The organism is Paenibacillus sp. FSL H7-0442 (assembly GCF_038593105.1).
GTDB lineage: Bacteria > Bacillota > Bacilli > Paenibacillales > Paenibacillaceae > Paenibacillus > Paenibacillus polymyxa_D.
In genome coordinates, this window is record NZ_CP151963.1 from 471,411 (window position 1) to 484,912 (window position 13,502).

At 46.5% G+C, this 13,502-nt stretch carries 11 protein-coding genes; 8 read left to right on the forward strand and 3 right to left on the reverse strand.

Going from position 1 to position 13,502, the window contains the following annotated elements; translation table 11 throughout:
• The 5 genes from MHH57_RS02105 to MHH57_RS02125 all read left to right on the forward strand — a co-directional run bounded on the left by MHH57_RS02105 (position 1) and on the right by MHH57_RS02125 (position 6,925).
• Positions 1 to 2,103, forward strand: a complete 2,103-nt coding sequence (locus MHH57_RS02105) for a bifunctional 2',3'-cyclic-nucleotide 2'-phosphodiesterase/3'-nucleotidase (RefSeq protein WP_340931228.1) — start codon at positions 1 to 3, stop codon at positions 2,101 to 2,103.
• A 269-nt stretch (positions 2,104 to 2,372) separates the two neighbouring features.
• Entirely contained in the window at positions 2,373 to 3,434 is a 1,062-nt protein-coding gene (locus tag MHH57_RS02110) for an EAL domain-containing protein (RefSeq protein ID WP_342434771.1), read from the forward strand.
• 359 nt (positions 3,435 to 3,793) lie between these two features.
• Positions 3,794 to 4,807, forward strand: a complete 1,014-nt coding sequence (locus tag MHH57_RS02115) for an NAD(P)-dependent alcohol dehydrogenase (protein WP_342434772.1) — start codon at positions 3,794 to 3,796, stop codon at positions 4,805 to 4,807.
• Positions 4,808 to 4,960: 153 nt separating this feature from the next.
• Positions 4,961 to 6,118, forward strand: coding sequence for an SMP-30/gluconolactonase/LRE family protein (locus MHH57_RS02120; RefSeq protein WP_342434773.1), 1,158 nt, complete (start codon positions 4,961 to 4,963; stop codon positions 6,116 to 6,118).
• A gap of 18 nt (positions 6,119 to 6,136) precedes the next feature.
• Entirely contained in the window at positions 6,137 to 6,925 is a 789-nt protein-coding gene (locus MHH57_RS02125; RefSeq protein WP_069010762.1) for an SDR family oxidoreductase, read from the forward strand.
• 222 nt (positions 6,926 to 7,147) lie between these two features.
• On the opposite strand, the gene MHH57_RS02130 is transcribed toward MHH57_RS02125, so the two are convergent.
• Positions 7,148 to 8,239: a hypothetical protein gene (locus MHH57_RS02130; RefSeq protein ID WP_029514701.1), complete on the reverse strand. Its 1,092-nt coding sequence runs from the start codon at positions 8,237 to 8,239 to the stop codon at positions 7,148 to 7,150.
• 272 nt (positions 8,240 to 8,511) lie between these two features.
• Here MHH57_RS02130 and MHH57_RS02135 point away from each other — a divergent pair, with 272 nt between their 5' ends.
• A complete protein-coding gene (locus MHH57_RS02135) occupies positions 8,512 to 10,212 on the forward strand; it encodes an alpha-glucosidase (RefSeq protein ID WP_029514702.1) in 1,701 nt (566 codons plus the stop codon).
• A 152-nt stretch (positions 10,213 to 10,364) separates the two neighbouring features.
• Here the strand turns inward: MHH57_RS02135 and pdaA are convergent, their stop codons facing one another.
• A complete protein-coding gene (gene pdaA / locus MHH57_RS02140) occupies positions 10,365 to 11,162 on the reverse strand; it encodes a delta-lactam-biosynthetic de-N-acetylase (RefSeq protein WP_342419362.1) in 798 nt (265 codons plus the stop codon).
• Positions 11,163 to 11,424: 262 nt separating this feature from the next.
• Here pdaA and MHH57_RS02145 point away from each other — a divergent pair, with 262 nt between their 5' ends.
• On the forward strand, positions 11,425 to 12,447 hold the full coding sequence (locus MHH57_RS02145; RefSeq protein WP_165178804.1) for a methionine ABC transporter ATP-binding protein: 1,023 nt from the start codon (positions 11,425 to 11,427) through the stop codon (positions 12,445 to 12,447).
• On the forward strand, positions 12,444 to 13,109 hold the full coding sequence (locus MHH57_RS02150; protein WP_061831143.1) for a methionine ABC transporter permease: 666 nt from the start codon (positions 12,444 to 12,446) through the stop codon (positions 13,107 to 13,109). Before MHH57_RS02145 ends, MHH57_RS02150 begins: the two co-directional genes overlap by 4 nt.
• On the opposite strand, the gene MHH57_RS02155 is transcribed toward MHH57_RS02150, so the two are convergent.
• The gene (locus MHH57_RS02155; RefSeq protein WP_165178805.1) at positions 13,106 to 13,480 is read right to left on the reverse strand and encodes a MerR family transcriptional regulator; all 375 of its coding nucleotides are present in this window, start codon (positions 13,478 to 13,480) and stop codon (positions 13,106 to 13,108) included. The genes MHH57_RS02150 and MHH57_RS02155 overlap by 4 nt on opposite strands.
• Positions 13,481 to 13,502: the final 22 nt, after the last annotated feature.

Here is a 13,502-nt window from a genome sequence, read left to right on the forward strand (position 1 = left end):
TTGTTATTACGTAAAAATTGGTTTAAAGGGTTTACAGCAGCAGTTGTAGCTTGTAGCATGCTGGTGTTTTCGGCCGCTCCATCTTGGGCAGCTAACAAATCCCGCGATGAAGCTACGGTGAATCTGCGGATCATGGAAACAACGGATATTCATGCGTCCCTGATGAACTACGATTACTACTCGGACAAAGAAACCAACGAATATGGCTTGATTAACACAGCCGGACTAATCCAACAGGCGCGTAGTGAAGCGAGAAACAGCATGTTGTTCGATAACGGTGATTTATTGCAGGGCAATCCATTAGGTGATTATATGGCCAGAAATAAAACCTTCGAGAAAGAAGGCGGCGTCCATCCGGTCTACAAGATGATGAACTTGATGGGCTATGATGCGGCTACAGTGGGCAACCACGAATTCAACTATGGTCTAGGCTTTCTGGAGAAATCGCTCAAGGGAGCCGATTTCCCTTACGTAAATGCGAATGTTTATGTTGACAAGGGGGGTCAAGCTACTAAAAATTATTTTACCCCTTATCAGATTCTTGATAAAACAGTAACGGATGAAAAAGGTGATCAGCATACACTCAAAGTGGGTGTAATCGGCCTGGTAACACCTCAAATTATGCAATGGGATGAAGCCAATTTAAAGGATAAGGTCGTTACGAAGGATATTGTGGAAACGGCGAAAAAGTTTATTCCTCAAATGAAAACGGAAGGTGCCGACATTATTGTCGTGCTTGCGCACACAGGTTATGAGGATGTGCCACAAACGCCAATGATGGAGAATGCTGTTAAATATTTGAGCCAGGTGGAAGGAATTAACGCGATTCTGTTTGGGCATGCTCATAAATCTTTCCCAGGCCCTGATTTTAAAGATATGAAGGGTGTAGATCTGGATAAGGGAACCATTAATGGCGTACCGGCCGTGGAAGCTTCTTCATGGGGCAAGGATTTGGGCATTATTGACCTGACTCTGGAAAAGGAAAAGAGTGAATGGAACGTAATCGACTCTCAGTCTCAAGTGCGTCCGGTAGTGAGTACTACCAATCAGACTGTGAAGTTTACGCCTGAATTCAAACTGATTGATGCGGTCAAAGAAGAGCATCAAGGAACGCTGGATTATATTCGCCAGCCTGTAGGAACAACGACGGCGCCAATTACCAGCTATTTTGCATTAGTGCAGGACGACCCTTCCATTCAAATTGTGACGAATGCACAGAAATGGTATGTTCAAAACCATCTTAAAGGAACTGAATACGAAAATCTTCCAGTATTGTCGGCAGGCGCTCCATTCAAGGCCGGCGGTCGAAACGGAGCCGAGTATTACACTAATATTCCTGAAGGTACGGTAGCGATTAAAAACGTGTCCGACCTGTATGTGTACCCGAACACGGTTCATGCTGTAGAAGTGACCGGTGCTGAAATTCAGGAATGGCTGGAGTGGTCTGCGGGTCAGTTCAACCGTATTGATCCAAAGCAAACTGAGGAGCAATCGCTGATCAACAAGGATTTCCCAACCTACAATTTTGATGTCATTGATGGTGTGAATTATCAGATTGATGTAACGCAGCCTGCACGGTATGATGCCAAGGGAACTATTATTGATTCTTCAGCGCATCGTATCAAGGATCTGCAATACAATGGAAAGGCTATAGATCCTGCACAGAAATTTATCGTAGCCACCAATAACTATCGTGCTTCCTCATCCAAACTGGCCAACCCAGATGGCAAACGAATTGTGATGGCAGCACCGGATGAAAGTCGTCAAGTCGTTGTTGACTATATCCGTACGAACGGAACGATTAATCCATCGGCGGATGGCAACTGGTCTATTGCTTCTTTTGGTCAGGCAAAGGTTACTTTCGAGTCCTCTCCTGATGCCAAAGACGTGCTGGCAGGCAATCAACAAATTTCATACTTGAGCAGCGCGGCAGACGGTTTTGCCAAATACAGCTTAAAAGCTGGCGCTAAGCCTAGTACAGCAACGACTTCTGTAAAGGAAGCTGTGGCTCCCGCGAAAGCAACAGCAAAGCCAGCTGTTAAAACGACCAAACCGGCGGTTGTTAAACCAGCTAAAACAACAAAGCCAAAGGCATCCAAATAACTTCGAATTTTAGTTTTCGTTTAATATCAGAATGAAGCAGCAAGTCTCTTTAACCAAGAGATTTGCTGCTTTTTTTAATATCAAAAAACAGCCCCGAATTATTATGAGTGTAAAAAGGTTTTGTTTTTGTCGAATATGTACTTAAGTCCTAAGTTATCGTTAAAAAAAGCTGCTTTTTTGTAAAAAAACGTAATTATATAGTACTTTTGTTCTAGTTATTTGTGATATAATGGTGAAAAAACCGGAAAATTGTTCCGAGGAGGACCATTATGACATGCAGCAATTGCAGCATCATATTACCTATAAAGGATCAAGGATTGCTTAGAATTAGGTATTCCAGGGTGTCGCTTACTCCAGCATTAGATGGTTTGGGTATGCTATCGGAACAAATGAAGCAGCAACATGAGCGTGAGGGCGGCATAGAGTTTCGCTATGAGAGCCGTTCAGAGTTGGAACAGCTGGTTAACGGACTGGCTCGTCTGCCGCAGGAATACTTGAACCATATACAAGTTGTGGTGACTGGCTTGCATCATGTCGAAGGATATGAGGACTGGCTTTTATTTAGTCAATTGCAAGCCAGACTGCAACATCCGGATATCGTGAGTATTATTAAGGATCAAAGTTTTTCCAGCCATATGCAGCCTATTGTTGACCACAAGCTGGATATTATCGGGTTTGAGTTTTTGCTGCGTCCGTCACATGCAGAGAGACCCTTTCAGCCTTTCCGACTGTTTGAAGTCGCCCGTGAAGCTGGCTTGCATGCTCATCTGGATCGCTCGGCTCGTTTTTCCGCTATTGAAAAAAGTGCAACATGCCTTCCGGCGGGGATTAAACGTTTTATTAACTTTCTCCCTTCCACCATTTATAATCCGGCTTATTGCTTGAATCACACCTTTGAGACGATTGATCGGTTATCCATGAGTACGAAGGATTTTGTATTTGAGGTCGTAGAAACGGAAGAGATAGACGACCTTAATTTTTTGCATCATATCTTTGAGCAGTATCGTAATCGAGGAGTTTCAGTTGCCCTGGACGATGTGGGGGCAGGCTATTCTACGACAGAGCTTATGAATTGCCTTCAGCCGGATTATGTCAAAATTGACCGTAGTATAATTGACGGCTGTCATAGTAACAGTAATCAGAAGCGGCAAATCACAGGAATTGTAGAATCGGCTTTTCGTTTTGGAGGCCAAGTGTTGGCTGAAGGAGTAGAGCAGATAGAGGATTTTGAATTTTGTCGTGAAGCAGGTGTGTCACTGGCTCAGGGTTATTTGTTTGGCAAGCCGGAGCCTGGTCCGCCCACCAATTTTATGCTTAGCAGCGTAATATAGTCAGGAACAAATTTAAGTAGATGTAGTTTATAAAAATTGGAGCTTAAATAAGGCTGTCGTATAAGCATTAATGTAAAAAACGCGAGTGCAGAGGTTATTTCACCCCTGCAACTCGCGTTTTTTGGTCATGCTTGCCCACCTGAACAAGCTCTGGCAAGCAAAGCCATCCAGTCTCCAATTTTACTTGGTAAGGGACGTTAAAAGCCCGGAAGCAGTTTACGACCGTTTTTTTTAAAAGTAAAGATTGACGTTTTGAAGACAATTGGATACAGTGTACTATATAGGAAACATTGTTTCCTTGGTGATACGATGTATCTATATTAGGTAAAAGGTTTAACAATACAGGGAGGACAACCAAAATGAAAGCAGTGCAACTGAAAAACGGTTTTGGCTTTGAAGAGTTAACCTTGACGGAACTTGACACACCGGTGCCGGGACGGCTGGAAGTTCTGATCCGCATAAGGGCAGCGTCCCTCAATTACCGTGATTTGGTAATTATTAACGGAGTCATGCCGATCGGCATTCAATTTCCCTTCATTCCGTTATCCGATGGAGCGGGTGAAATTGTAGCTGTGGGCGAAGGGGTGACAAAATTTCAGGTAGGACAAAGAGTAGCGGCAAATTTACAACAGAAATTCATTGGCGGGAGCACGAGAGCGGAGGTCTTAAAGGACAGTCTGGGAGGCCCGCTCAGTGGAGTGGCGGCTGAATATATCGTTCTGCATGAAGAGGGGGTCGTCGCCATTCCGGATCATCTATCTTGGGAGGAGGCTTCCACTTTGCCGATTGCGGCATTAACCGCATGGAGCATGCTGATGGAATCCGGTGGGCTGCGAGCGGGAGATACGGTGCTCTTGCAAGGAGCAGGCGGTGTTTCCATCTTTGGGCTTCAATTCTCTCTGATGGCGGGAGCACGGGTAATTATCACATCGAGCAGCAATGACAAGCTGGAACGGGCAAAGGCTCTCGGCGCATGGCAGACAATCAACTATTCGGAGGTTCCAAAGTGGGATAAGGTGGCTCTGGAGCTGACAGACGGCGGAGTCGACCATGTCCTGGATGTAGGGGGAGCGGCAACAATGGCGCAATCCATCAATGCACTTCGTACCGGAGGGACTGTGAGCATGGTCGGATTCTTATCGGGCTTGACCATTCCTGAGTTCGATGTCACTAGCATTTTGCAGAAGGCTGCAACGATTCGCGGTAGCCAGGTTGGTAACCGGGAACATTTCGAAAACATGAATCGTGCCATTTCCCGCCATCGTTTACATCCTGTCATCGACCGGGTATTCCCGCTCAGCCGAATCGGCGAAGCCTTCGCACTTTTGGCTGAAGGAAAACAGTATTTCGGTAAAATCGTCGTTCAAATATAAATGAGCATTTTGCATAAATCCCAAGAGCGATTTCAAATCAGTAATATATAGATCGAAACGGTTTAGTTCGTCTATATAGTGTACTTTCGAGCGTTGGGAATTGAATTATGCAAAATGCTGAAATATTATTCACATCACATAGGAGGCACTCTAATGCCCAGTAAACCTGATTTATCTGTCAAAGATTCTCAAGAAAGAAAGAATAAAAAACCGCGTAAGTGGGTACGCAGAACCGGATTATCGCTGCTGTCGGTAATCCTTCTGGGAGTGGTTATTTTTATGCTCATCCCTTCCCCTGTACAGCCTGCAAAATGGCTTGCACCTTCGGCCCCCTCTTTTGAACAAGCGGGTCCATGGCAACAAAACAACAAACTCAGCTCCGCAGAGCTTGTTACAGATGCCCCTAAGTTTCCGGAATTTATCACCTTTGACAAGGAAGGAAATTTATATACGGGAGACTCCGATGGGAAAATTTATAAGGTTGTCTTTGATACAAAGGGCAATCCGCAAAAGGCCCAGCTATATGCAGATACCAAAGGAACGCCCAATGGACTTATGTTTGATGCAAGTGGAAATCTGATCGTTACGGATGTTAAGAAGGGGCTGCTGTCGGTAGATCCATCCAGAAACGTGACGGTGTTGGCCAATCAAGTCGACGACACACCGATCTATTTGGCCAACGAGCTGGATATTGCCAAAGATGGTACCATTTATTTTTCTGACACCTCCAATTATGGCAGTGTAGTCTTCAAAGAAATCGCCGAGAACAAGCCGCATGGACGTTTGCTGAAATATAATCCGGCGACCAAGCAGACGACAGTTCTGTTGGAAGGTCTTTATTTTGCGAACGGGGTTGCCTTGTCTGCGGATGAAGATTTTGTACTTGTGGCAGAGTCGTATCACTACCAATTGACCCGATACTGGCTCAAAGGGCCGAAGAAAGGGACTTCGGATATTTTTGCGGATAATCTCGCCGGTTTTCCGGATAACATTACGCGTGATGATCAAGGCCATTTCTGGGTCGGTCTCTTCACGACACGTATTCCCTTTGTAGATCAGATGCATGGAAGCCCGTGGCTGGCTGGAATGATGGCCAAATTGCCTCAATCGCTGCTCAGCGGTGCAAGCGCACCTGTGAAGCATGGACTTGCTGTGGAGCTTAATCCGCAGGGTAAACTCATCGGAAGCTGGCATGATCCTGAAGGCTCGCTTTATGGGGTAACCACGGCTGTAAACCATGATGGATATTTATATATAGGTACAGCTCCTGGAGGCAGCCAGGGTGTTCATCGCGTGCTTTTAACCAAATAAGCTTGGGGAGGGTTTAACATGATATTGGATGAGTTGAAATTATCCTGGACAGCGAAGGAAAGCCTGGCCGGGAAAGTAGCTTTGGTAACAGGCGCAAGCAGCGGCATTGGGGCATCGATTGCAAAAAAACTGGCAAAGCGTGGCGCGTATGTAGCTGTATTGGCGCGCCGTCAGGAGCGATTGGATGAATTGGTTCGCGACTTGCACCAAGAGGAATTGTATGAGGTCATGGCAATACCTGCCGATATCCAAAAGGCTGAAGACATACAGCAGGCGGTCCACGCCATTCTTGAACGCTGGGGGCGGCTTGACATTATCGTTGCCAATGCCGGCTTCGGGTATCGAAGTCCGCTGGCAGAGGTGGAACTGGAACGCTGGGAGGAGCTTTACAAGACGAATGTGCACGGTCTTGTCCTGACACTGAAGTACGGACTTCAGCCAATGAGGGAACAGGCCAAGGGGGATGTTGTCATTGTCTCCTCTATTGCAGCGAAGGAAGTGGTTGCCGGAGGAGGACTATACAGCGCTACCAAGTACGGCGTTAGCGCCATAGCCTCTGCATTGCGTTTGGAGACCAGTACGCAAGGAATTCGTGTAACTGCGATTCACCCCGGGGCGGTGGCGACGGAGTTTTCGCAGGTGGCCGGATATCCCGAGCAGGAAATTCGGGCGTTTGCTTCGAGCGTTTTGCCGCTGCATCCCGATGATGTTGCAGAAGCTGCCCTTTATGCACTAGAGCAGCCGGAGCATGTCAATATTCCAGAGTTGACCATAATGCCTTCGAGGCAGGTCCAGCGGTTCAAATAGAGCGATATTTATTCTGACATAAACCGGGTGAGCATGAACCAAAAGGCGCGAGCTACAGGGGAGGAATAACCCTTGCACTCGCGCTTTTTTATACTAATGAAGAGGCGTGACTGTCCAATAAAGTTTAAAACCACTTTGGGACAGCTCCATTTACTATAGAGCAGACCATTTCCTGTGAACATTTTGGCCCCACGTTCGCTCATCCAGTCATCGTGAGCACAGCTATAGTGTAATGACGTACAGACCTAGCGGCGTAGTTGCGCTACCTGCAACCATGAAGCTGAGAGAATAGCTGGATCTGCCGGGGGGAACGCTGATATCAGCTAATCGGCATACCTTGGTATTATCTCGTAGCAAAGGGATACCATATACACGATCATCCACGCGTACAGCCCCGGCGAACGCGCCCCCACGTGGATTCGCGTAGATTCTGACGATACGTACCTCGTCACTGTCGTTAACGATGGGAATGGTCGCGTTGTATATGGTTCCGAATTGTCCGCGATTATCTAGCGCAGGCCCCAGCTCGCTGCGTGCCCCGGTAAACAGCAGATCGGCAGGAGCCTCACCGTTCAGCTTTTTGGTGGCACACGCCCGATAGTTTGCGCTCTGTCCCACCACGTACTCTGGCATCCGCGCATTCGTTTCGGAAAAGGACCACACCCCTCGTGGATGCGCCTGTGGTGGAGGTACGGGAGGAAGCGCATCCATATGAATCTGGCGCAGATCGGTCTGCGTGTCCTTGCTGATCACGGTGCGAATCACATAATCCAGCGTACCGTGGCCTTCAGCAAATTCTACGGTAAGGTCATAGATGAATCCGGCCAGCGATCCCTCGGGCAGCTCAAATTCCTCCAGCAGAGCGGTGCCTTTGCCGAATTTATGACGGTCTGCTGGCCTCACACGTTCCATCGTACCCGCCAAACAGCTTTTGGCAATAGACTGCCCGACATCAATAATCCAGTTGCCGTCCTCAGGCACAATCTTAAGAGCGCGTTCAATATGGCGTACTTCCAGTTTAGCAGCGCTCCTGTTCTCTACAGTGATGCCCAGTTTAACAGGGCTGTCGATTTTGTTATAATGCCAGCCGAAAATGCGATGTTTGACTGTTCGGGTTGTCGAGCGAACCATGTCATGCCACAGGGTGGCTTGCTCGGTAGGTACCGTCACATGGGTAAGCGTCTCCGGGTTATCGCTAAGCATCAGGCGGCGTGTTCCGCCCTCAGTGGCTGACTCCACATCCACATGGATGTTGGGCGGGATCACGGCAGTTTCCACAATCAGATCCTTTGGCTCCTTGGATCGATGGTTCATGTAAATTCCTCCTTTTATTCAAAAGTGGCACCGCTTTGGGTACATGTATATGGGCAGTTCATAAATATAGGTAACGCCAGATCCATTTATACAACCTGTTTTACAAAATATTTTTTTAAAATAAACCTCCGCAGATTATAGCGGTTCTGCTAATGCGTCGAAGCAAGCTTACAAGACTCTTGTTCCCAATCACCAACGATTCGCAGCCAGGTATTGCGTGTATGTTAAGAGCATAAGCTATTGGATGTACAGAGAAGCTACAGGAGGGAAACATGCCTAAAAAAATATGGTGGAAGGAAGCCGTTGTATATCAGATTTACCCGATCAGTTTTCAGGATTCTGACGGAGACGGTAAAGGGGACTTGCGAGGCATTTTGTCCAGGTTGGATTATTTGTGTGAACTGGGTATTGATGTTATCTGGATTTGTCCGGTATATAAATCGCCCAATCACGATAATGGATATGATATTAGCGATTATTATGCCATTATGGATGAGTTTGGAACAATGGAGGATTTTGACGAACTGCTTCACCAGGCGCATGAACGAGGTATCAAAATCATGATGGATTTGGTATTAAACCATACATCGGATGAGCATCCGTGGTTTACGGAGTCACGCTCGTCCAAGGATAATCCGAAGCGGGACTACTACATATGGCGAACAGGCAAAAATGGCGGATATCCGAACAACTGGGAATCGTATTTTTCTGGCTCAGTGTGGAAATATGACAAGCTTACAGACGAATATTACATGCATCTATATTCCGAGCATCAGCCGGATCTGAACTGGGAAAATGAAGAGATGGTGGGCGAGCTCTACCGCATGGTGGAATGGTGGCTGAAAAAGGGAGTCGATGGCTTCCGTTTTGACGCTATTGCCCATATTGTCAAAGCCGAAGGGCTGCCGGATGCCGATAATCCCGACAAACGAACCTTGGTACGGGCTTATCAGCTCTTTTCCAATCTGGAACAGGTACATGTGCTTCTACGGATGCTGAATGAAAAGGTGCTGGAATGTTATCCCTTAATGACAGTTGGCGAAACGTCTGGCTTAGGACCGGAACAGGCGCTTGATTATGTGGGAGACCAGCGGCATGAATTGAATATGGTCTTCCAGTTTGAACACATGTTTATTGATGCACAAGGGCTAGGGACGGAAAAATGGAAATCCAAGCCATGGACGCTGGTGGAGCTGAAAAAAATAATGAGCAGTTGGCAGACAGTGCTTCATCAGGAAGGATGGAATGCCAATTATCTCAACAATCATGATCAACCTCGGGCTCTCTCCAGATTTGCGAATGATGGACAATATCGTGTGGAATCCGCCAAAATGCTGGCAACCTTCACACATATGCTTGAGGGTACGCCTTATATTTATCAGGGTGAGGAAATTGGGATGACGAATATTGCATTCCCGTCGATTGATGATTATCGGGATGTGGAAACGTTAAACTATTATGAGCAGCAACGAAAGATTGGTGAGCCGGAGGAGCAGATTATGGCGGCAATCTGGCGAAAAAGCCGGGATAATGCACGCACTCCTATGCAGTGGGATGCTGGTCCTGCGGCCGGATTTACCGATGGAGAGCCGTGGATGAAGATTAACGATAACTACACACACATTAATGCAGAGGCTGAAAGAAATAATCCAGGCTCGATTTTCCACTATTATCGTAAGTTGATTGCTCTGCGCAAACAACATGAGGTCATAGTCTATGGCGAATACAAGCTTCTGTTGCCACTGGATACAGAGCTGTATGTATTCACTCGTATGTTGGGAAAAGAGCGTTTGCTGGTCATTTTGAATTTCTTTGACCGTGATCCGGTGTTCCACTGGCCCGAAGGTGAGGAGCTTCCTGCCGCCAAGGCGGAACTACTTCTCTCCAACTACGAACCGGTACAAGGGGAACAACTGCATGCCTTGAAGCTGCGGCCTTATGAAGCCAGAGTGTATAAGCTAACCATGCATTAGGCTTTGCTATCTTTAGAATGGTAAAAGGAAGGGAAGGCCCATAGAGCCTTCCCTTCCTTGGAGTAAACTAAAAAGCCCAATCCACACTGGCTACCATGGGCAGGTGTGGATCGGGCTCATTATGATATGGTCTCATTAAATGTAGTTACTTTTTAGTGATAATGTTTCACCTTAAGGTCGTCTAGACTTTTAAACTCATACCCTTGCTTGCGAGCCTCGTCTATGATAGAACCAAGTGCCTCGGCATTGTCCTTGGATACGGAATGGAGCAGAATGACCGCACCAGGGTGAAGCTGACGAATGACTTGACGATAGGCATAGTCCGTTCCTTGCTGAATATTTGTGTCCCAGTCCTTGTAAGCCACAGACCAGAACACGCTCGTATATCCAGCTTCTCGACAGGAAGCCAATGCTTTTTCACTAAAAATGCCGCGAGGCGGCCGGACGTATTTCATTTCTTTTTGCCCGGTTAGCTCTGCCGATGCATTTCGTACCCGATCTAGCTCAGACCGGATCTCTGTCGAAGAAATGGTGCTCATATCAGGATGGCTCCATGAATGGTTTCCGATAATATGACCCTCACTGGCCATGCGTCGCATCAAATCAGGCTGGTCTTTTACAAAATGCCCTGTCACAAAAAAGGCGGCTGGAACCTTTTTGGCCTTCAATACATCCAGCACTTTGGGAGTATACCCATTCTCATAGCCGTTGTCGAAAGTGAGAAATAATTCTTTTTTAGTCGTATCCCCCAGAAAGATGCCACCTTGCCTTTCGATTAGTTGCATAAAACCTTCTTGTGCGATGGAAGGCAGCTCCCCTCCCTTACTTTTTTTAAACCCAAAATGATAAGGCTGTCCGTCAACAGTCTGAGTAGCCCATGCGGGTTCTGCCGTAACTGTCAACATCCCTATAACTCCAACGCATAGCCACAAGGTGAATATTCGCTTCATCTATCTTCCTCCGCTTCCGTCCCGTTCGGGCAAGGTGTGTATGCTTCGGCATATTTCATACCATTTGCAATATCATGCTGATTTATGCAAGGACTGAACTAACCAAGACTCAAAACACATATTGACATGAATATTAAATCGAAGTAGTATACTTTATAAAACTTACTAGAATACTCGGATTTAATTCGATCGTTCATGCCAAAGAAAAGCAATCAGCTTAGAACATCTTACATACTTGTGAGAACGGAAGGAGTTAGGACTCATGATTGAACTTAGGAATGTATCCAAAACCTATGTGAGAAAAGGTCTAAGTATTGAAGCGTTAAAAAATATAAATATCAAAGTGGATAAAGGAGATATTTTCGGATTTATCGGATTCAGTGGCGCTGGGAAAAGTACGCTGATCCGTTTGGTCAATCGTCTGGAGAAAGTAACCAGCGGAGAGGTTCTTGTTGAGGGGGAACAGTTAAATACCTACTCGACCTCTGGGCTGCGGAAGGTAAGAAAGAAGATCGGAATGATTTTTCAGCATTTTAATCTGCTGGAATCGAAAACAGTGTTCGACAACATTGCAATTCCGTTGGTGCTGCTTAAGCGCAACAAACGGGAAATAGAGGGGCGTGTAAAGGAGCTTTTGGCGTTCATAGGATTGTCGGACAAGGCGAATAGCTACCCCAGCGAGCTTTCCGGCGGACAAAAGCAGCGTGTGGGGATTGCACGGGCGCTTGCGAGCAACCCGTCCATTTTGCTCTGTGATGAGGCAACCTCGGCACTTGATCCGCAGACCACACAGTCAATTCTCGACTTGCTTCGTAAAATCAATAAGGAATACAAGATCACCATTTTGATCATCACCCATGAAATGTCGGTGATTCAGCGGATTTGCAACAAGGTAGCCGTAATGGAAAAGGGGGAAATCATCGAGCAGGGCAATGTCCTGGAGGTATTCGGGCAGCCGCAGCACCCGACGACACAGAGCTTTGTACGCACGGTCATTCACGATACGGTACCCGAGAGTGTGCTGCAAACGTTCGAACAGCAAGAATCGCAGCGAATATACAAGCTGGAATTTATAGGGCAGGTTGCTTCTGATCCGGTGGTTCATGAATTGATTCGGCAGCATGATATCCACGTGAACATTTTGTTTGCCAACATGACGGAGATTCAAGAAACGACGATTGGCTATATGACGATTCAACTGCGCGGTGGACAGCATGCCGTTCAGCAGGCTGTTGATTTTCTCAAGAGCAAAGGAGTTCATATTCAGGAGGTAGAGAGTCTATGATGATTACAGGAACTACGATCACCTGGGATCAACTGTGGGAAGCTTTGTATGAATCCGTGCTCATGGTCAGCATATCATTATTCATTGGCGCCCTGATCGGTATCCCTATCGGTATTTTACTCGTCATCACCCGTCCAGGCGGAATTCTGGAGAACAAATGGCTGCACAATATTTTGAATCCAATCATTAACATTGTTCGTTCCTTACCGTTTATTATCTTGCTGATTGCGATCATTCCGTTAACCCGTCTGATTGTGAATACATCCATTGGGACCAGTGCGGCAATTGTCCCCTTGATTATATACATTGCGCCATATATCGGAAGGCTGGTCGAAAACTCGCTGTTGGAGGTAAATCCGGGGATACTGGAGGCAGCAGATGCGATGGGGGCGACCCCGTTTCAGGTCATTCGATACTTTTTGCTTCCTGAGGCATTCAGTTCTCTGATTTTGTCGTTAACGACAGCAGCCATTGGTCTGATTGGTGCTACTGCTATGGCTGGTGCGGTCGGCGGAGGTGGAATTGGCGATCTGGCGATCGCATATGGCTATCAACGTTTTGATACGCTGGTTATGCTGATTACCGTCATCATTCTAGTCTTGTTTGTACAAGGTGTTCAGTCCTTGGGGAACCTATTGTCCCGTAAAGCACGCAGGGGTTAAATTAGATGTTTTTCTTTTTCACCTATTGTCTGTTCATAGCTTGTAATTTTATAATCCATGCGTTCCAACACATTTTCCATATCTTTCATTTTTGCAATGAGCTGCTTGCGCTGCTCTATTAGGAGTTCTTTTCTAGCATTCATCGTTTCATCACCTTGCTGGAATAACCTAACATACTTAATCAAAATTTCAATGGGAAGTCCTACGCCTCGCATACATTTAATATATTCAACCCATCTGCAATCTTCTACCGTGTAATCCCTGATGCCACTTTTATTACGGTTCACACGCGGAATAAGTCCGATGCGTTCATAATAGCGGAGTGTATCCTGAGATAGTTCAAATTTTTTGCTTACTTCTGCGATCAACATGCAGACTTCACCTCCTGATTTC